Origin of the sequence: Kothea flammea, assembly GCF_052161645.1 — a bacterium.
In the GTDB taxonomy this organism is placed as follows: Bacteria; Planctomycetota; Planctomycetia; order Pirellulales; family Pirellulaceae; genus Laterigemmans.
Genome location: NZ_CP197414.1, coordinates 3,572,357 through 3,591,076, shown reverse-complemented (window position 1 = coordinate 3,591,076; position 18,720 = coordinate 3,572,357). Strand labels below are relative to the sequence as shown.

Sequence of the window (18,720 nt, the reverse complement as noted above, 5' to 3'; positions counted from 1 at the left end):
ACAGGTTCCCGGTTGTAGCTAAAGACGCAACGGCAGTAGTTCTTAATTCGTTGATCAAGAAAATGCGCCGCTGGCCCTCAAGCACGCACGAAGCCAATCTTGTTCTGAGGGATTCAAAATCAGGTCATTGGTCTGTCCCGATGAGACATCAATCGCCTTGTTCCATCCAATGTCACCACCATGGAGTGTGGCAGTTCCAGTTTTTCGGTCGCGAGTGAAGATCCATTGCTCGCCATGTTCGTTCTCAAAGTAGCCGATGTAGCAACGACCTTCCGCACCATTGATGATCGGTGGATCGCCGCAGGTTGCGGAATGATGATTCGGGATCTTTAGAAGTGGTTCGGACATCGGTTTGTTCGCCCCATGTTTTTGGTTTGGTTTTATAGCGGCGTGGCGGTCTTGCTTCGGCCTTGTCCCGAACCTATCGAGACGCCTTGGTTTCAGCAAGCTGGATGTTGGTTCTGTCCAGAAACGAAAAAAGCCGGCGGTTAGCCGGCTTGGGAAGTTTCTCGATTTTGATTTTTGCAGGTTGTCAGTCGACAGCGTGACGACGGTCAGGACGCGCTGCCATCATTCGATGAGTCTTGGTCGTTAGGAACGGGATGAACTACTGGATAAGGCGGCATGTCGGGGTAGTACTCGCCGGGGTGGCCGGGTGGCAGATTGTTGGGAGCGGAATAGCCGGGCGGCACGTGGTACGGATGGTCGGGCGGCAGTCGCGGCCAAGTGTGGATTGGTGGCGGGGCTTCGATCACGACGGGTTCTTCTGGCTCCGGCGGCCACGGCCAATCCACGGGCCACCAATCGGGCCGCGATCCCGAACTGGATGTTTCGTCGTCGGTGCTGGATCCTTCGGGCGGATCGGGATCGGCGGGCAACGACGGCGATTCGCTCCCCGGTGGATCGAACGGCGGGATGAATGGAGGCGGCGGCATTTCGGGTTCGAACGAATCATGCGGGGTCATCGCAGGACACTCCGTTGCAATGGGTTTGGATGAACAAACTTGGTGCGGTTCGATGGGCAAAGGCCGCACTGAGCAATAGCTTTCGTTTGCAAGAATCGGCGTACTTCAGAATCGGTGGCATCAGGTGGGCAGGCTTGGTAATCGCGAAACGGCTGCCACTGCGGTAGGTGATGCAACTTCACCTTTTCGTCAAGCTGTCCGAAGTAGGCGAGCGCGGGACATTTCCAAAGCATCGATCGGTAGAGTTGCGTGCAGGTCTTCTGCATGCATACGCGGTAGGCCGCGGCGGACTTCGAATCGAATGGGAGCGGCTTGCCATCCTCAACTTTGTATTGCCGCATCCAACCTCGATGCGACTGTCGGATCTTGATCTGGATGCCCGGGTACTCTTCACGCCATCGCCAGGCGAGATGCTTCACCTCGCGAAACCGATGCACGTAGGCTTCATGAGTTCCGTGTTGACTGACTTCGAGGCGACAATTCGTTTCCAGCAGGACTTCCGGCAACTCGGGAAAACGGTGCAAAAAGAAACCGTTCGTGACCAACATCAGATGGCTATCAGACCAATGCTGTCTGGCAAGCTGAATGTGTCCGATGACCTGCGGATTCAAAAGTGGCTCGCCGCCCAGCAATGGGAAGCGTGTCGGCTTCAACCGATGCGACCATCTTGCATACTCCGCGTCGGCATCTTCGACCGTCGGGAGTTTTCCTACGACGTGAAAGTTGCTGTAATGGCTGCACTGTTGGCAGGACAGGTTGCAGCCGTGGGTGACATGGTATTCCAGGGCAGGCAGCTCAATCATCGCCAGATCACCTTTTCCAATCCGTGTTTGTTGAGCCCGCGTTTCAGGAACTGGGGACGACGCCGCTGGTAACCGGGCGGATCGATGTGTTCGTGCTTGAATGAATGGGAGACGTCGCAGGCTACATTGACGCCAGCCACTTTGCATCGCCAGAAGAAATCCCAATGCTCTTCGACCTTGAGCGATTCGTCCCAGCGGATCGCTTGCAGAATGTCCCGATATTGGTTTCTATTCGTGAGCCGCAATTGTGCGTTCATACACGGCTCGGATTTTTCCATCAGCGGACTCGATTGCCAGCTGATCGTGACGCAGCCACGTGACGACGCACTCGTAGGTTCGATCTTGATGCGACAGCATGATCTTGTCGCTGGCAATTCGCCACTTCCCTTTCAGGTCGTACGTGGGATCCGATCCACCTGGTCCCCAGAATCCCAAATGATATCGATTGTGGTTAACGAATTGAAGCTCGCTGGCGCAGGCCGTGACGCCGTCACTCCCGGGCGGCATGCAGGCCGCGGCTTCCCATTTGCCTAATAACTGGTCACGTTGAACATGCCATCGCACGTCTCCCGCCTCGAGAAAACCCCGCAGCCGCTCGTCGACCACCGCTCGATTGAACGAATCTGATTTGTTGATCCGCCATTCGCCGTCGCGCCGCACGAGCCAGAACAACAGCACCTCCTGAGCGTCACGATCGTCGTCCCGTGAGCTGGTGACGACTGCCGCCACCCGCTGGTTACCCAGAGATCGCGTTACACGCACGCCCGTGTCACGTTTGGACGATAGCAGGACGTCGGCTCGATGGTTGGGCGCCCCAGTAGTGAGGGCTGACGCCTCGTCACGCTGGCCAGTGCGATGTAACTCAAGCCACCGAGCGACGACTGCTCGCGGACTCTGCGCCACGTCTTCACGCTTTTCGGAAGCAGGCAATTGTTCCTGCCATGAAATCACGGTGAACAGTAATAACACAACCACTAATTTCGACGGCGGGCTGGGCATACGCTGGTTCCTGAGGAATAGATTTGTCCGTTGGCAATGGCGGTCAATCGAGTTCACTTTAGCGGTCATCAAGAAGCTTGAGTTGTCCATCGGCATAGAGGAAGTCCCAGGGAAATAGGCCTCCGCGATCTAGACGGAAGAGCTCTCACTGGGTGACGCAGAACTCCTTGATCTCCTTCGCGGCAACATCGAGGTCTTTCTTCAGGTTCGCTGCGCGAACGATCGGTTTTGCTTAGCCACGCTACTCGGCTTTCACGGCGATCGTGACGGGATCATCGCCGACTTCAAGTTTCTTGCCAGGCTCAATGGCGATGTGGTCGCCATATCTCTCAAAGGGTTTTCGAGCAATCCTGATCGCTACCGTGTCCTTCATGTAACCGACTGGCATACTGGCCATCGGATCGATGAAGGGGAACTCCCGAACAACCGTCTCGCGAGGAGCAATGGTCATTTCGTAGGTCCGCCCCCTGAACACAAAAGCGTCGCTGGGATTCTTGCTGTTTTGCGAGATGATCTGGCAAAAGAAGGACAGCTTTCGTTCCTCGTCGGACGAATTCTGGATTTCGATGACTGCGTGCAAAGGAGCCCACCTTCCATGCACCGGTTCCATCCCAACCTGCATGATCTTGCCCCCGAGTTCGCACCCATCGATGATGGCAGTGGCGGATGCGCACTGTGATTCCTTCGAGGCCGTCGCGTTCGAGGCAGGCTTCGCCTCGCCTCGCACTTCCAAGAAGGAAAGTAACTTGACGACTTGCTTCGGATCGACGCGATACTGTGTTCCCTTGCCTTCGTAGAAGCCGTACCGCTCGATCATCATGGGTACAAGCTCCGAATACCGAATCCACTCCCCGTTCTCCAAGTTTTCCAGTGCAACATCAACGCTGGCCTTGGTGCCATCCTTAAATGGCGATTCCTGAAAGCCATCGTATTGAATCTTCTTCGCTCGCAATCGAGTCCCGTGGTAAATGAACGGTTTGGATTCCCCTAACGAAACGACAGCAAGTACGCGCAAATGACGGGCAATTTCCTGGTGAGTCAAACGTGCTTTTACAACCCAGTCGTTGTCCGCAGCCATGATCTCCAGTAACCGTTCCTTGTCACCGAGAAATCCTGCCTTCGAGAGTTTCCCCGCCCTCATTGAACTTTCGAGATCGGCAATCGTGATTCCATTGATCTCCTTTAGGCCTCGGATCGTTTCAGTCGTATTCATCCCGCCAACAATGAAGCCGGTCTTGGGGTCCTTCTTTGGCTTGAAGGCTAACAGACGCTGATAATTCGCATCGAGATTCGTGTAATCGTGCAGCTCGGAATCGTCATCGGCTCGCGCCGTTACACAGAGAAGACAGAGACCGATGGCGAAGAAAGTGGAAAGCACTGTTGCGTTTGGCTGAATCGAATGATGTTTCATAGTCTCATTTCATTTCTGTATGAATCTGTTGTTAAATTGCGCGACGATCGATCTGCATGATGGTCGCACGCTGGGACCTATGGGACTGACGATCAAGCTAAGACCATCATCAATCCGTTTCTCCCAAGTCCTTTCGACGCAGGATGACCAAGTATTGCTTATCGCCTTTTCGAGAGGTGAATTCCTTGGGTCGACGCTCGTCCATCCACGACGATTTACAGAGCACAAGCTGTTCCCCGTCGAATTTGTACAACCATCTGTCCAGGAAATTGACTTTGCCTCCTCGGGTGAATTGCGTCAGCCACTTAGGGCTCCTCGTAGAATCGATTTCCCAAGTGGAACTACTGATGAGTTTGCCGTTACGTCGCAGCGTCCAACTATCTTCTGTTAGTGTGATCGTTTCATTTTTTCCGAATTCACTTGGCTTTCCTTCATAAGTCGTCGACACGTATTCCCACGTTCCTAAGAGTTTCAAGATTTCCTTTGGATCATTCCTCTTGCTGAGGGCCGGCGAACTCACTGCCCGTACCTCCAAATCCTTCAACTTGTCGAGGTGCTTGAGGCCTTCAGCAGTGAAGTGGTCGGATGCGATCGAAAGGGACTTCAGTTTCTTGCATCCATCTGCAATGAGTCGAAGTGATTCGTCCGTCAATTCCGCTGAATTAAGTGACAGGACTTCTAAGTTGGACAGGCCCTCGGTGATTTTCGCGACAAACTTGTCCGTAAACTGCCCATCGTGGATCACCAGGCTCCGAAGCGTCTTTGCGGAGCGAAGATGGTCGGCGCAGCGATCCGTGCAAATTGGCGCGTTGTCATACCCATTGTCGGCGTTGAATTCGAGAGTGTGGATCTTTGGCAGCAGGGCGACAAACTTGAGGTCATCGTCGTTAATTCCGTCTTTGTTCAAATGGACGTCCTTCAGGTTTTTCAATCGCCCAAGCTTCAGAAGATCGCCTTCAATTACGACGTATTCGGAGTTAACTCCCGCGTATCCCATGACGACTTGAGTGAGACTCATACACTTTGAAAGTTGATCCATTTCCTTGGCCGTCAATTCCGTCCCGTAGAAGAAGGTGACACTCTCAGGTTTCCCATTCTTGTACGTCCACTCTCCCTTGGAGGTGGGTTGCTCTGAAAAGGCCATCTGTGACTGGTTTGCCAGCTTGATTTTTGCGACCTTCAACATGGCTGGTTTCTCGCCTTCTTGGGACGCATCATAAAAGCTGGCCCAGATGTGCCCGTCATGTTCCGCCATGCCCACCGGTTGTCTGATGTCGCCGGTCGGAAGTCGCAGAAGCTCGGTCATTTGGCCCGTGGATGGGTCAATCCGACAAAGCGCGCTATGGGCTTCGTCACCGTTGACGAATACGGAAGAGACAACACTCGCGTCATTCAGAACTAAGAGGTTGGGATGACCGAAGTTCAGGTCGGTTGGCGTCCATGTCCACTCGGTATAGGGAGCCTGGGAAACGCCGAATCGCCCGGCGGCATACGAGTCGCTGGGAATTAACCAGCGGCGCACTTTGTCAAAATCGTAAGTCTTGAAACTGAGCAGGCAAAACGCTTGGTCCGCGGCGAATGCAAGCTGCGATTCGCGCGGTCCTGTTAGGGTGTGTGAGTTGTGAGAGAGCTCGTAAACTGTCTTCGGTGCTGAGCCTTCGCCGGCAGATTCAAGTCGGAAGAACTCGAACTTTTCCCCACAACTTGAGCTTTCATCGGATACGCAATACGCTCGGTCGTTTTGCCAGTGAACACGGCTGTATGACCTGCTAAGATTGATATCGAGTTCCTCTCGCCAGTCGGCACCGTCGTCTGTCGACCACACGATCGTCTTTTCGGACGCTCGACCCGTCACGCAGAGTCGTCCTGATGGCATTGTGGAGAACCAGACGGGCCTACCTGAGTAGTGAGTCGAATGGGTGACGTCGGGGCGTCGTTCTTCGAGCTCGGAACGAAGCGTCGCAGCTAAATTCCAATCGCGACCATCGACGGATTGCAGAATGTGAATCGCATTCTGACGTTCGCCGGTTGGTTTAGCGAACGCAATGTAAAAGTGGCCTTTATAGCGGACGATGTCTGTATCTGTTTGGAGTTCAGCACGCGACCCGACGGTGCTGATTGAGATGATCTCCGCATTCGTTGCGTTCGCCTGCGGCGTTTTCTCATTTTCGTTCGATGTGCGATCCTCTTTCGCCACAGTGGCTTGCTGTGTTTGCGGTTTTGACTGCGTTTGCGGTTTCGACTGGGGCTCTGCTGATTTTGCAATGCCCAGAATCGCTGTAACGCACATGCAGAGCAGGGCGAGAGATTTCACCGACAACCGCATCCGGTTGGGGTTCGAAATGAAATGAATTCGTTCACGGATGTGTTTCCCCTTTTGCACCATTCCAACAAAACCTAGACACAAGCCTGACTTTGGCAGTTCGGTTTCTATCCGCAAGAGCGTCTTTCCATAGGCAACACGTCGAGCAGGCGACTCGGCGTGCAGTACGTCTTCATCGCATGCTGCTTCGCGGTCTGCTGCGGCGCGAAAGAATGCATACCAGAGCAGTGGATTGAACCAGTGCAGAGAGAGCAATCCAAACAGCATGGTGTTCAGCAATACATCTCCACGCCGAATGTGCATCAGTTCGTGCCTCAACACGAACTCGGCCTCCTCCCTCGACAGCATCTCAAAAAAGCTCTCGTTGAGCAGCAGCACGGGACGAAGTGCGCCGCACACAGATGGAGCTTTCACCTCCGGCGAAAGCAAAACGCGCGGCGGGCAACGCAGCTCAATCTCTTCTGCCACGCACCGAACACGGGCAAGATCAACTTGATCAACTGAAATCGCTCGACGCCGAACTCGGCGGAGCGTTGCGGCGTAGGAAATCCATACGACAACGCCTAAACAAACAGCACCAAGCAGCCATCCGGCAGCGAGTATTGTCCACCAGTTCCAAGCTTGGTGACTCGACGCGACGCTCCTTGAAAGTTCAGTTTCTCCGACGTCGCTGAATGCGATTTCCGCATCTCCGCTGGCAAGTGCTCTTGCTGCAGGATTTGCAGGCGTCAAGATTGCGATATCCACCTCCGACGCCACGAACTGGTCAACGGACTCAGCGGCGGCAAGGTTGGTGTCTGTCGGCATCGACTTTTGCTCGGATCCCAACACTGGCGAAGTTGTCTGGCTCTCATTGGCGATCGGCCATTGCCAATACGGCAACAGCGGTTGGGCCGGGATCAGGATTGCCGAAAGGACTGGTGTCCAAAGTGCATACTTCCACTTCGCAGATAGCCGAGACCGCAGCAGTCGCTGCAAAAGCAGGACGACCAGCACCAGAAGCGACGCTCGAATTGAGGCAGCGAGCACCCAGCTGAATATTGGAATCATTGACATGCTCGCTCACGCTTAGGATTTGAGTGATTCGTCGAGGGTTCGCTTTAGCTCCGCAACTTCTTCGGCTGTGAGGCGGCTGTTTTGAGCAAAATGCATGATGAGAGGTTTGGCCGCTCCCCCGAAGATGCGCTGAGCGAATGAATCGCTCTCAGCTTTGACGCATTTCTCGCGCGAGATAGACGGCCGAAACGTCTGCGGGCCGGACTTATTTTTGCCGATCTTCAATGCCCGCTTTCTCACCAGTCGGGTGAGGAGCGTGCGCACGGTGTTTTCGGCCCAGTTGGTGGATGGACTCAGAGCTCGAGTGACCTCGGACGCTGTCTGTGGCGAGGCTTCCCAGAGCACCTCCATGACTGCCCATTCGGATTCAGAGATATTTGGCTCGTTCATGGACAATATACTACACGTGTAGTGGGCTTGAGTCAACTACGCTTGTAGTGGACATTGAAGGAACGCTGTTGTGAGACACCCTTTCGGACCGGTGACTGCCGGTTGTGGTGAAGGCGCGAGTTGTCCCAAAGACTGACGTCCTCCGTTGAGAGTTACCAACCTACGATGATGCTTCGAATTGCTCTTATCCAGGCCCTGGGCATTTTCACTTTCGGCATTAGCAGCTTGTGGGCACAGCACAGCGAGAACGACAGTGCTGCCAGGGCTCCCCGATTCTTTGACGATGGAGAGTTCCGAGATCGACAAACATCCGAAGCCAGGGCGTTTGAAGAGAAGGGGGTTCTGGTCTCCGGCGGTGATCTTGCCAAGCAGTTGGACCGAAAGTCTTACAAACTGGACTTTCCGCAAGAGGATCGCTCCGCGGCATCACTTTCGCTGCGTGAACTCTATCGTCAATGCGGCCGGAGCGTGTTCAGCCTTGCTGAAGTCAGGGACTGCGAAGGATGCGGAAAGCTCCACGTCACACCGGTGGGAACAGGTTTCGCCATCACGGACGAGGGCGTTCTGCTTACTAACCGCCACGTGATTGAATCCATCGGCCCCACTTCTCGTCTGGTGGCTTCGACCGCAGAAGGTAAAACCTATCCCGTTGTGGAAGTCCTTGCCTCAAGTCAAAAAGACGATGCGGCTGTTATCCGAGTGGATGGCTCCGGTTTCAGGCCGTTGCGTTTGGGAACAGATAACCGAGTTGGAACCCGCGTCGCTGTCGTGAGCCACCCACGTACCGCCCCGCACTATTTGAGCGAGGGTATCGTTTCACGCCTGTCCAGTCATTATTCCACCCGGACGATGTTCATCTCCGCGGAGTACGCAACGGGTTCCAGTGGTGCTCCCGTCCTGGATGAATCGGGAAACGTACTTGGCATGGTTGCCAGGACGAATGACTTAAACGGCCAAATGATTCTTCATGGATGCATCCCAACTCAGTCTCTGCTCGAACTGTTCACCGATTCCGAGATTCAACCACCCCAAGAATCGCCCGATCCGTTTGCAACAGAAAGAGCTTGTCTGAAGACGACCTTTGCAGCAATGCAACGACTGTTCAGCCAGGAAGGTAAAATTCCGCCGGAAGAAATGAATAAAAGGTTCGTGGTCTTGCACGCCAGTATGATGCACGCGATCGAAGTTTGCCCTGACGACACGATCGCGAAACGCTACTCCGACTTCTACGAGAAACTGCAACGGAAGGCTCAGCAAGCCGAGCCGAGAGAGGCAACGAACCGCTGACCCGATTTGGTGAATTTCTTGTGAACCGGTTTGTCCAGTCGATCCTGCCCTTGGTGGCAGCGGGTGCATCGGCCGCGTGGAGCTAGCGAATGCGCTGCTACGCAGTTTCATCAGAAATGGGACGACGTTTTCAGGCAATTGTGCAGCTAAATCCTTAAGTTTACAATTCGTCCGACTCTTACATCCTGGAAGTCGCGTTGACGGAAAATCCTTACTCACCGCCCCAAGACGATCCCGATTCAACGCGACAGCGTTCGATCGTCTGCGGTTCAATGTTCTGGCTGACCCTTGTCCTGGGGATTGGCTTGATTTGCACAACGGCGTGGAACGGGTATCAAAATGCTCGATTCCTAATCGACAATCAGATGGGGCTTCCGCCGTACGTCGTTGCTTCCACCGCACTGTTCTTCGTATGCGGTGCGGGCTTGCTCTACTCTGCTTGGCTTTGGCGGTTGCGTCGAGTGCGGAGTGCGCTCGCATCATTGGTTGTGTCGGGTTTGACTGTCTTTTTGGGGCCCCTATTGCTGCTACAGCTGCTTGGCTAGTCACCTTGGAACTGTATGTCACGATGGACTGGTGCTGGCTCATCCTGGACCGAAATCCAGTAAGCCCTTACGTTTTGCAGTCTTGTCGCGGGATTCGCGCGGGCATCCAACGAGCCCTTGCAGCTGTCGTTCATCCTGCTGTCGGTTGCATCGACACGTGCGAGTTCGCCGAAATGGTTCGACGCAGTCTTCTCCAGAATGCCGGACCGGATCGAGAGGGATTTGTAGCCAAGTCGTTTAACCTGCGGAGTCCCACCGAGGTATCGAGGTAGAGATCCAATATCTGGACTCGCAACGAGAACGAAATGGAACTCTGAAAGGTCGAACCGAAACAGTTGCGTTGACGATCCGTGTCCACTCAAATCGAAACACGATTGTCGTAAGCCACGGAGACATACGAGATGCTGCGGATGCCAAGCTACATAACGATTGTATTGCTGCTGATACTCCTCGCGGGCTGCGGCAAGCCAGAGCCCCCGGTCGATGTAGGACAACCGTCAACGGATCCCGCTGAATCACCGGCAAAGCCGGATACGGCGGCAGCGGAGAACGCTTCACTAAAGGAAAGCCAAACGCTGAAACAAGCAATGGTAGATGTGACGATGGAGTTGATGAAGGAAAAGCAGCCCGACATCGGCATCGATGCTGTTCGTGAACAGGTAGAGAAAGGGATCACTCAGATTCGAGAGGACGTGCCTGGATTCTTGATGGTTTCTATCGACGAAGAAACCGACTTGCAATCAGGCGCGCAAAGCGAAAACGCCGGGAAGAGAATCGCCGAGGCAGAGGCCTTTATGAACGAAGTCGGAATCCAAGCTGGTGGACTGGCCGCATCGCTAATTGCAAAGCACAAAGCCGGGGACCTGTCTCCCGTTTACACGGAATTGCTTGCCCAGTTAATAGTAGCTGACAAAACAAAGGCGGGAAAATCGCTTAGCAAGTAGCAAACTGAGTGAATTCGAGCAGGTATTCCGAGTCATTGATGTGTTGCGCGCTCACAATGTGTTGGTTGGCCAACTTGAGTTTTCAGTCGTTTCTAAGCGAGGCACCGAAATGGCAATCACGCTGAGTAAAATTGCAGCGCTGTGCTTGGTAATCGTCTACACCTCAATCTCGGTCTTCATGGCAGGGTTCGTCGCCATCCCAGGAATGATGATCTTGCTGGTCCCGCCGCTCGGGCTCATTTGGTTTGCGGAAGACCTCAGCGAGTTTACTGGATACGTTGGGAAGGGAGGCACGATCGATCAGTCCTCGCCTGAGTTTCTGATCGCGGCGTTTGGATGGCTGGTATTGCTTGGATTACCGATCTACATGTACTACTCCAGTTGATGCCGAACCGAGACGAACCCCAAGTTTTATTTGGCACGCTGCTGTTCAAGGCGTGAGTGTTGTACCGATTCGGATCCTGGGGGGTGCGGAATTAAGGGCTTCTGGTGAGCCTATAAGAGTTCATCGCTTGGTCATCTTTTGTAACATCGGATGCATCGACCGCTAGCGTGAAGCTTCCGGCCGAAATCGCATCGGTGTCGCCAGCACAGAAACACCGAAACCGCTGTCGCAAAAGCATTCAGGATCCATCGATCGGAGCAGCTTTTTGCTTCTTGTGCTAGCTTCTTTTCTTTCGTTGAAGCTCCCTAAAACTTACTCGCTCGCGTTTGGGGAGGGCGGGGCCGTCTGTGCCAAACAACAGCGCACCCTGCATGGACGCTGCGACAACGCAGCCAACAAGGCAGTCCAGCCAGTGATTATCGGGTTGCTCGGGACGTGCTTTCCATTCGTCGACGGTTCGGCCACGACCTTCGGTGCGGATGTAGTATTCGGCGGTGACTTGCTCGGCGAACATGCGGTGTTGGTCGGGGCGATCGCCGAAGTTGGACAGGCAGCCTCGGTCGCCCATCGCGACAGCGAGTCTCGCGTGCGTGAAAGATTTCCACCAGTTCGTGTCGTAGATCACGTGGCGAATGGCTCGTTTGCCGTGGATCGTTGGAACTCGCCAGTTGAGTCCAACTCGATCGCCAGGCCGGCGTTTGTATTCGCTAAATGGGTTGGACGAGGCACCGACGAATCGGCCGTGCGACGGAAGCAGGACCGAAGCGTGGGAACTTTGCCGGCAAAACTGATAGACGACATTGGTCGAATGTCCCCAGTTGGCGTCGATCAGACAGCGACCGATTTTCATCGCTGCACCATCGTCACGTTGCCACTCGCGACCGAGGAGCACGTCGGTCAACGATTCAAGGCCGGCGTAGATACTGCCTTCGAGTCCGGTGCCCTCAGCGGCGGTGGCCAACGTGTGCCGCGCGTCGCGAAGCGTGAAGTAGGTTCGTTGTTGATCAGGGTAGGTTCCGTAATCAACAACGTAACCGGTGAAGTCGTCTTCCCAGGCGGCGACGACGTAGAAGAGCAGTTTGCCTTGGACGTCGATGAAAGCGGTCAGATGGTTGCCGGCGATCGGGACGCGGCGTCGCGGAAGGTTGTTGATTTTGGCGGCGACTTGGTCGGCGGTCAGTTGATCGGCGCCGACGGTTTCTTCTGGCAGCGGTTCGTTTTGGTATTCGGCGAAGAACGCGGCTTCGTCCTGAAGTTTGTGCCTGCAGCTCTTGATGCAGGTCTTCGGATTCGTGCGGTGCGAATTCGGGGCAACGTAAAAGGCGACTGACGGCGCGGCGAATGACCGTTTGGGCAAACGGGTCTTCGGTGAGCGTCGGAACCGTGGATGTGGTTTTGGGCTGAGAGGGTGCTGAAACAGGCATGTTCACTCCGTCGATGGGTGATGTTGAGAAGGCCGCATCACGGCAGCGGCCACACCCACCGGCGAAGTTGCACCAAATCGCACTCGACGATCACTGCAACGGCGTTTCCCCCTGTAAACCACGCGAGCAATTCATCATGCCGCTGCTCCTAGGGTCGCTTTGTGATCACAGCGGTCGGCCGTGGTTTCAGTCCTCGATCTATGAATTCCTCCCGGCCGTCGAAGGAATCAAGACGACCAACATCGGCGGAAAACCGATGTTCAAAGCCAACCTGCGACCGGGACAAATCCGGAGTCAGCCGGCGGTGCAAATGAACGCGGCGTTGAACTGAACGTTGTTTCGCGGCTCGATGTCCACTTCGTTTATCAGCGCTAATTCAAAATTCTTTTCCTGCAAATTACGGCACAAAAGCATTTGATAGCAAATTTTCGCTTGTCGGAATAATCGGAATGATTAGATTTGTTGTAGCACGAAACGAAGTCTATCAGCGCTAAGTCAAGCCGCCACATCTAACCGCCAAGGATGCCGATTCATGAAGCGAGCCAAGCCAAGCCGGGGACGACCACGCCAGACCGAAATCACCGAAGGCCAATCGCGAGCACTCGACGAGCTGTCCGCCGCGATCGATCGCCATGGCATCGCACCCACGATGACCGAACTCGGTGACCGGCTCGGTATCAGCGCCGCCAGCGCCCACCAATTGGTTCTGCAACTGGAACGCAAGGGCTATGTCGCTCGACAGCCCCGCAAGGCTCGCAGCTTGCGGGTGGTCCGTCGGCCAAGTCAAACGCTCGCATCAATGACGAGTGTGCCGATGCTCGGTGTGGTGAAAGCTGGCCCGGCAATGCTCGCCGAAGAGAATTGTTTGGGTGAAGTCATGGTTGCTTCCGACCTGGTCGGTCGCAGCCAATGCTTCGCCTTGTCGATCAGCGGTGACAGCATGAAGGACGCGGACATGCGAGACGGCGACATCGTGATCGTTCGACGACAGCAGCTTGCCGAAAACGGTGAGATCGTGGTCGCGTTGATCGATGATGAAGCAACCGTGAAGCGACTCGATTTGAACGACGGAGCGATTCGCTTGTTGCCGGAAAACCGGAAATACAAGCCGATCGAGATTCAACCTGATAGCGACTTTCGTGTGCTTGGAAAGGTTATTTGTGTCACCAAGAAATCTGAAAGTTAGCTGTCATGCCTCAACCCACTCCGTTGTCCACCTTGCTTCGCGTGATTCCCAACGAGCTCCTCAAGCGATGGTTCCATGATCATATTCCTGGGCCGTTCGATATCCCGTGGGAGACGCTGGGTGAAAACGAAATCGAACCTATGATCGTGCATCTGGATGAGCTGCCGTCGAGTATTCGCAAAGATGCCGAGATTGATTTGCGGACCATTCGTTCGTTCGCCAGCGAAGCGGGAATGCGGGCGATCGAGGATACAGCACGGATGCACGGCGAGCCGGATTTGATGTCTCGAATTCCCGATGGACTCAATCTTAACGGACGTGCGATGTGGGTTCGTTTGCACGAGTGGGAGATTCTCCACGCGGCTACGACGTTGTTGCATTTGGAAGAAGCGACGTTCTGGCGGAAACGAAACGGAGTGCCGGCCAACGTTGAAATCGCGGGCGACGCGGCTGAGCAACTCGGTAACGCGGTCTCCAACATGCTGCGTGAAGAAGGACGAGGCCAGCACGTCACCGTCGAGCGACTGGAAAACAACGGCATTGTTTACTTCATCGTCCATCCCGACGACTTTGTCCGCAGCGACAATATGCACGACGATCAGGGACGATTGGCGACCGTGTCGATTCGGCCGACCCTCGACATTATCTTTGCCTATGAGCGTCACGCCGGATCGTTTGAACTCTGCGCGAATCTGCCGAAGGCCCACAAAGAGCGACTGGAGCCAATGTTCTCACGCACGGTGCTTGGCTGGCAGTTGCCACCCTACGAGGACGAAAGCGGCTACTACATTGATCACTTGAAAGATCCAAACACGCCACTGCCAACCGATCCGGCAGACGAAATTCGGGTCCGAATCGAAGAGATCAAGATGTTCAATCCATCGACACGTCGACGGATTTCAACGGACATCAACAAACACGACGAAACCGATACGATCCACCGGGCGATCAATGAGGAGCTTCGCTCGTCGCATGATGTGCTTGCAAACTTCAGCGTGAATTCCGTCGGGATCCGATTTGTATTCCCAGCCACACGTTATGCCCGAGCCGGTGGCCGGATCATTCGCATCACCCCCGGTAGTTGCAATTTACGCAGTCTGACGCCGGACCGTGCCGAAATTGTCCAGAAGCACCTTCGTATGTGGGGAGTCGACGATGCGCCGACGGACGAGCCCAATTTGGTCTCGGTGGGAGCTTAGCCCACCGGCGTTCACCGTCCGGGACGCCCAGCTTTCTCATCATGACCAACTTGCTGTTTTTCATCGCCATCGCTTGGTCAAAACGACCACGCCGGCGACCGAACAGCAGTGCAAGGACTGTGGCGAGCACCAGCCAGTCATTTATTCAACAGATCGTGAAGGCAGCCGGCATGGCTTTATCGTTTGCGAACGCTGTGGTCCGGCGGAGGTCCATTCAGAATCGCTCGATCAGCTCGTCTTCGATACCGAGCAGCTACTGGAACATCTCTTTGTCGATACACGACTCGCGATCAAACCGATCGACTCGGATCTCTTGTGGCATATCGGCCGACGCACACTCGAGGGACGCAGTCGGGAATTGCTGTTCTTGCGTCGCCTGGGCTTGGAGTTAAAAGCGAGCATCGTCGAACAGCTTGGTCGCCGGCAACGATCGCTGGTTTTTACGCCGTTGGCCAGCTCAGCAGAGAGTCTTGCTGCGATGATCCCTAACCTGGTGATTGGCATTCAGGACATCGTCGAATTCTCGGAAGACGGTTTGCGACTCGATTGGGAAGCGGTGGAAGATCGCCTCGGCGAGTTCTGTGAATCGGAATTGCCAGCGTCCAAACCGCAACCACGTCGATCGTCGCGCACCGCGAAGATCGAAACGTTGGTTCAAGAGTTAACGCAGCATTTGCGGAGTGCTGCTGACCATGCTCACGCCACCGGGGAACTGCTACCCCGACCCACGCAACAAGAGCTCGCGCGACGGACCGGAATGTCAAAGTCCGATGTCAGCCGCTGCATTAGCGACTCCTCTGCCGATCAACTGCGATTGCTTTGGCAGACTGCTGATGATCTGGATGCCGTTTTGCGTTTGCCGGCCAGACAACTTCGCTAAATCTTTCTTTTCGATTGGCTCCGACTTTCAGAACCAGAACTTGGAAGGTCTGGGGATAGGGCGGTCTGTTAACCGCATGACCCATTTCTCACTTCTAGGTTCTGGCCGTGCGAAACTCCAATCCAAAATCTGACTCCGATGAAACACTATTGAGGCGTCGCGAAATCGTCGACCTGCTGACTCGTGCCATCATTCGTCACCACCGAGTTGCCGCAATTCCTGGGAACTCCGAGGAATCTTCCATTGATGACCAACACGATGGCTTGATCGAATCGGAAAACGATCGCTCTCTGTGACTCGGCCGCGGTAAACACGCCCGGCACTTCTTTGTTTCAAGTCATGGAGAGCAACATGAGCAACCCATTGGGCCAAGAGTTGGCCGCGCTGCGCCGGATGTCGGTCAGCACCCTTCAAGCCAAGTACTTCGAGGTGTTCGGCGAATCAACGACCGGCCGCAACAAAGCGTGGCTGCAGAAACGCATTGCATGGCGAATGCAAGCCAATGCGTTTGGTGGCTTGAGTGATCGGGCCATGCAGCGAGCCAGTGAGCTCGCCAACGAATCGGATCTTCGCGTGACTGCGCCGCGCGAGCCCTCACGCTTGCCACCACCGCCGCCGGTGAACCGTGATCTTCCGCCCAAGGATGAACGGTTGCCGCCTGTCGGCGACTGTTTGGTCCGCATTTACAAGGGCCGGGATTGCGTCGTCACCATTATGCCCGACGGTTTCGATTTCGAGGGTGAGCACTACAAGACGCTTTCGGCGGTCGCCAAAGCGATCACGGGCCAGCACTGGAATGGCTATCGGTTCTTCAAAATCCACAAGCAGGAGTCAGCATGAGTCGCGAGCAAACGAAACAACCCATTCGGTGTGCTATCTACACTCGCAAGTCGACAGAAGAAGGTCTCGATCAAGAGTTCAACAGCCTAGACGCGCAGCGTGATGCGGGCGAGGCATTTATCACCAGCCAGCGAAGCGAAGGCTGGGAATGTCTCGAAGAACGATACGACGATGGCGGCTTCTCCGGCGGCAATCTTGAACGTCCCGCCATGAAACGTCTCATGGCCGATATCGAGGCCGGCAGAATCGACTGTGTGGTTGTCTACAAAGTCGACCGGCTCAGTCGCAGCCTGCTCGATTTCTCTCGGGTGATGGAAACATTCGAGAGACACAACGTGGCCTTCGTCTCGGTCACCCAGCAGTTCAATACCGCTAGCTCGATGGGCCGGTTGATTCTCAACGTGCTGCTTTCCTTCGCCCAGTTCGAGCGCGAGATGATCAGCGAACGCACCCGAGACAAGATCGCGGCGACCAGACGCAAAGGTAAATGGTGCGGTGGCGTGCCGGTCTTCGGATTCACGATCGAAGAAACCAAGCTCGTGGTCGTACCCCACGAAGCCGAACGCGTCCGGCAGATCTTTGACCTCTACCGTCGCACGCATTCCCTGCTGGAAACGGCCAAGGAAGCCAATCGTCGTGGCTGGCGGACCAAGCAGTGGACGACCAAGAAGGGATCAACTCGCGGTGGTCTGCCGTATGACAAGAACCGCATCTACCAGATGCTGACCAACGTCACCTACATTGGCAAGCTGACCTACAAGGACGAGATCCATGAAGGCCAGCACCAGGCGATCGTGGATCCTCAGGTCTTTGCCGAAGTCGGAGAGTCGCTGCGAAAGAATGGCCGCAGCGGCATGATACGAGCTTCAACCAGCTTCGACGGAATGCTGCGAGGCATCCTTCGGTGTGCAAAATGCAATCGAGCCATGCGGCACACTTCCTCTGGCCGTGGCACGAAGAGGTATCGTTACTACGTTTGCGGCAAAGCCGAAAAACAAGGCTATGAATCTTGTCCATCGCCTTCGATTCCCGCAAGGCAGATTGAGGGGTTTGTCGTCGACGAACTCCGCGTGTTCGCAAACGACGACCAACTCATCCGTGACATCTACGAACGCTGTCATGAGCAGAACCGCGAGGACGTCGATTCGCAAAAACGTGAAGCCGATTCGATTGCGAAGTTTCTCAAAGAGGACCACGCCGAGATGACTCACCTTGTCGCAACGGCCGCTAGCGCTGACTTGATTGAAGCAACGCAAACACGCATTGATAAAAGCCAAACACGATTGAAAGAGCTACGTGAAGCAATCGACAACCATCGGCCGATTCGCGTCAGCCACGCATCGATTCGCAAGACCCTCGGTGAACTGGATAAAGCCTGGGACACGATTCCACCGAGAGAACGCTGCCGACTGATGGAATTGTTGATCGAACGGATCGACTACGACGGCGTTGAAGGCACGCTTGATATCACCTTCCAGCCCGCCGGACTCGCGTCACTCGGCCAGGACGGCAATTTTGCCCGACACATTACGGAGACATTGAATTGAGCAACCTATCGAACAACTCAACCGAAACACCGCCGCGCACGTCGGCGATACGCCGCACGTTTCACGTTGCCCGCGTAGATCGCGGCGCCCGCGAGGTACGCGGCGGAACAGCCCCACCGCGGCCCAGAACGGGCCAACTGCCGAGACTGTCCCGGCTGATGGCGCTCGCCATCCACTTCGAAAACGCCATGGCATCGGGCCGCCTCCGATCGCAAGCCGACTTAGCGCGAGTCGGCCAAGTCACACGCGCTCGCCTCAGCCAGATCATGAACCTTTGTAACCTTGCCCCAGATTTGCAAGAAGAGCTGCTCTTCCTAAAGCCGTACTTCAGCGGCCGAGCGCCATTAACCGAGCGTCAAATCCGCCCCATCGCCGCCGAACCCAACTGGGACAAGCAGCGCCGCCAGTTCAAAAAGCTTATCGGTTCTGCCGGTCGTACGGACTAGAGATAGCGTGAACGTCAGATAATCCTCGCTATGTAGCGAATGTTTGCGGGCTGTAGCGGCTGTGCGGCCTGCTTTCAGTTGAGCCTGTCG

General features: G+C 55.1%; 20 protein-coding genes. 11 read left to right on the top strand and 9 right to left on the bottom strand.

Annotation, left to right across the window (positions count from 1 at the left end; all coding sequences use genetic code 11):
• Positions 1-54: 54 nt before the first annotated feature.
• The 8 genes from SH139x_RS13560 to SH139x_RS13525 all read right to left on the bottom strand — a co-directional run bounded on the left by SH139x_RS13560 (position 55) and on the right by SH139x_RS13525 (position 7,947).
• A complete protein-coding gene (locus tag SH139x_RS13560) occupies positions 55-348 on the bottom strand; it encodes a hypothetical protein (protein ID WP_488355731.1) in 294 nt (97 codons plus the stop codon).
• Between the two features lie 206 nt (positions 349-554).
• Positions 555-965: a hypothetical protein gene (locus SH139x_RS13555; protein WP_488355730.1), complete on the bottom strand. Its 411-nt coding sequence runs from the start codon at positions 963-965 to the stop codon at positions 555-557.
• Positions 962-1,768, bottom strand: coding sequence for a radical SAM protein (locus tag SH139x_RS13550; protein ID WP_488355729.1), 807 nt, complete (start codon positions 1,766-1,768; stop codon positions 962-964). The genes SH139x_RS13555 and SH139x_RS13550 overlap by 4 nt, the downstream gene beginning before the upstream one ends.
• On the bottom strand, positions 1,765-2,025 hold the full coding sequence (locus tag SH139x_RS13545; RefSeq protein WP_488355728.1) for a hypothetical protein: 261 nt from the start codon (positions 2,023-2,025) through the stop codon (positions 1,765-1,767). The genes SH139x_RS13550 and SH139x_RS13545 overlap by 4 nt, the downstream gene beginning before the upstream one ends.
• A complete protein-coding gene (locus tag SH139x_RS13540; protein ID WP_488355727.1) occupies positions 1,997-2,767 on the bottom strand; it encodes a hypothetical protein in 771 nt (256 codons plus the stop codon). Before SH139x_RS13540 ends, SH139x_RS13545 begins: the two co-directional genes overlap by 29 nt.
• A 241-nt stretch (positions 2,768-3,008) precedes the next feature.
• Positions 3,009-4,178: a hypothetical protein gene (locus SH139x_RS13535; protein ID WP_488355726.1), complete on the bottom strand. Its 1,170-nt coding sequence runs from the start codon at positions 4,176-4,178 to the stop codon at positions 3,009-3,011.
• A 109-nt stretch (positions 4,179-4,287) separates the two neighbouring features.
• Entirely contained in the window at positions 4,288-7,557 is a 3,270-nt protein-coding gene (locus SH139x_RS13530; protein WP_488355725.1) for a M56 family metallopeptidase, read from the bottom strand.
• A 12-nt stretch (positions 7,558-7,569) separates the two neighbouring features.
• Positions 7,570-7,947, bottom strand: coding sequence for a BlaI/MecI/CopY family transcriptional regulator (locus SH139x_RS13525; protein ID WP_488355724.1), 378 nt, complete (start codon positions 7,945-7,947; stop codon positions 7,570-7,572).
• A gap of 468 nt (positions 7,948-8,415) precedes the next feature.
• On the opposite strand from SH139x_RS13525, the gene SH139x_RS13520 reads away from it, so the two are divergent.
• The 3 genes from SH139x_RS13520 to SH139x_RS13510 all read left to right on the top strand — a co-directional run bounded on the left by SH139x_RS13520 (position 8,416) and on the right by SH139x_RS13510 (position 11,108).
• Positions 8,416-9,234 carry a S1 family peptidase gene (locus SH139x_RS13520; protein WP_488355723.1) on the top strand — a complete coding sequence of 273 codons (819 nt, stop codon included), beginning with the start codon at positions 8,416-8,418 and terminating at the stop codon, positions 9,232-9,234.
• 946 nt (positions 9,235-10,180) lie between these two features.
• Entirely contained in the window at positions 10,181-10,723 is a 543-nt protein-coding gene (locus SH139x_RS13515) for a hypothetical protein (protein ID WP_488355722.1), read from the top strand.
• 109 nt (positions 10,724-10,832) lie between these two features.
• The gene (locus SH139x_RS13510; protein WP_488355721.1) at positions 10,833-11,108 is read left to right on the top strand and encodes a hypothetical protein; all 276 of its coding nucleotides are present in this window, start codon (positions 10,833-10,835) and stop codon (positions 11,106-11,108) included.
• Positions 11,109-11,385: 277 nt separating this feature from the next.
• Here SH139x_RS13510 and SH139x_RS13505 read toward each other — a convergent pair whose 3' ends face one another.
• Entirely contained in the window at positions 11,386-12,465 is a 1,080-nt protein-coding gene (locus SH139x_RS13505; RefSeq protein WP_488355720.1) for a terminase gpA endonuclease subunit, read from the bottom strand.
• Between the two features lie 65 nt (positions 12,466-12,530).
• Between SH139x_RS13505 and SH139x_RS13500 the strand changes: the two genes are divergently transcribed.
• The 8 genes from SH139x_RS13500 to SH139x_RS13465 all read left to right on the top strand — a co-directional run bounded on the left by SH139x_RS13500 (position 12,531) and on the right by SH139x_RS13465 (position 18,630).
• Complete coding sequence (locus tag SH139x_RS13500) at positions 12,531-12,863, top strand: hypothetical protein (protein WP_488355719.1); 333 nt, start codon at positions 12,531-12,533, stop codon at positions 12,861-12,863.
• Between the two features lie 201 nt (positions 12,864-13,064).
• Entirely contained in the window at positions 13,065-13,718 is a 654-nt protein-coding gene (lexA, locus tag SH139x_RS13495) for a transcriptional repressor LexA (protein ID WP_146438404.1), read from the top strand.
• A gap of 5 nt (positions 13,719-13,723) precedes the next feature.
• Positions 13,724-14,917, top strand: a complete 1,194-nt coding sequence (locus SH139x_RS13490; RefSeq protein WP_488355718.1) for a hypothetical protein — start codon at positions 13,724-13,726, stop codon at positions 14,915-14,917.
• The gene (locus SH139x_RS13485; protein WP_488355717.1) at positions 14,874-15,797 is read left to right on the top strand and encodes a hypothetical protein; all 924 of its coding nucleotides are present in this window, start codon (positions 14,874-14,876) and stop codon (positions 15,795-15,797) included. Before SH139x_RS13490 ends, SH139x_RS13485 begins: the two co-directional genes overlap by 44 nt.
• Before the next feature lie 107 nt (positions 15,798-15,904).
• Positions 15,905-16,093, top strand: coding sequence for a hypothetical protein (locus SH139x_RS13480; RefSeq protein WP_488355716.1), 189 nt, complete (start codon positions 15,905-15,907; stop codon positions 16,091-16,093).
• Between the two features lie 55 nt (positions 16,094-16,148).
• A complete protein-coding gene (locus SH139x_RS13475) occupies positions 16,149-16,637 on the top strand; it encodes a DUF2924 domain-containing protein (RefSeq protein WP_488355715.1) in 489 nt (162 codons plus the stop codon).
• Complete coding sequence (locus tag SH139x_RS13470) at positions 16,634-18,184, top strand: recombinase family protein (RefSeq protein ID WP_488355714.1); 1,551 nt, start codon at positions 16,634-16,636, stop codon at positions 18,182-18,184. Before SH139x_RS13475 ends, SH139x_RS13470 begins: the two co-directional genes overlap by 4 nt.
• The gene (locus SH139x_RS13465) at positions 18,181-18,630 is read left to right on the top strand and encodes a hypothetical protein (protein ID WP_419187828.1); all 450 of its coding nucleotides are present in this window, start codon (positions 18,181-18,183) and stop codon (positions 18,628-18,630) included. Before SH139x_RS13470 ends, SH139x_RS13465 begins: the two co-directional genes overlap by 4 nt.
• The last annotated feature ends 90 nt before the right edge of the window (positions 18,631-18,720 follow it).

Bases quoted from the DNA above. Each gene is read 5' to 3' on its own strand.
- SH139x_RS13560 (WP_488355731.1), bottom strand. From the start codon at position 348: ATGTCCGAACCACTTCTAAAGATCCCGAATCATCATTCCGCAACCTGC.
- SH139x_RS13555 (WP_488355730.1), bottom strand. From the start codon at position 965: ATGACCCCGCATGATTCGTTCGAACCCGAAATGCCGCCGCCTCCATTC.
- SH139x_RS13550 (WP_488355729.1), bottom strand. From the start codon at position 1,768: ATGATTGAGCTGCCTGCCCTGGAATACCATGTCACCCACGGCTGCAAC.
- SH139x_RS13545 (WP_488355728.1), bottom strand. From the start codon at position 2,025: ATGAACGCACAATTGCGGCTCACGAATAGAAACCAATATCGGGACATT.
- SH139x_RS13540 (WP_488355727.1), bottom strand. From the start codon at position 2,767: ATGCCCAGCCCGCCGTCGAAATTAGTGGTTGTGTTATTACTGTTCACC.
- SH139x_RS13535 (WP_488355726.1), bottom strand. From the start codon at position 4,178: ATGAAACATCATTCGATTCAGCCAAACGCAACAGTGCTTTCCACTTTC.
- SH139x_RS13530 (WP_488355725.1), bottom strand. From the start codon at position 7,557: ATGTCAATGATTCCAATATTCAGCTGGGTGCTCGCTGCCTCAATTCGA.
- SH139x_RS13525 (WP_488355724.1), bottom strand. From the start codon at position 7,947: ATGAACGAGCCAAATATCTCTGAATCCGAATGGGCAGTCATGGAGGTG.
- SH139x_RS13515 (WP_488355722.1), top strand. From the start codon at position 10,181: ATGCTGCGGATGCCAAGCTACATAACGATTGTATTGCTGCTGATACTC.
- SH139x_RS13510 (WP_488355721.1), top strand. From the start codon at position 10,833: ATGGCAATCACGCTGAGTAAAATTGCAGCGCTGTGCTTGGTAATCGTC.
- SH139x_RS13500 (WP_488355719.1), top strand. From the start codon at position 12,531: ATGTTCACTCCGTCGATGGGTGATGTTGAGAAGGCCGCATCACGGCAG.
- lexA (WP_146438404.1), top strand. From the start codon at position 13,065: ATGAAGCGAGCCAAGCCAAGCCGGGGACGACCACGCCAGACCGAAATC.
- SH139x_RS13490 (WP_488355718.1), top strand. From the start codon at position 13,724: ATGCCTCAACCCACTCCGTTGTCCACCTTGCTTCGCGTGATTCCCAAC.
- SH139x_RS13485 (WP_488355717.1), top strand. From the start codon at position 14,874: ATGCGCCGACGGACGAGCCCAATTTGGTCTCGGTGGGAGCTTAGCCCA.
- SH139x_RS13475 (WP_488355715.1), top strand. From the start codon at position 16,149: ATGAGCAACCCATTGGGCCAAGAGTTGGCCGCGCTGCGCCGGATGTCG.
- SH139x_RS13470 (WP_488355714.1), top strand. From the start codon at position 16,634: ATGAGTCGCGAGCAAACGAAACAACCCATTCGGTGTGCTATCTACACT.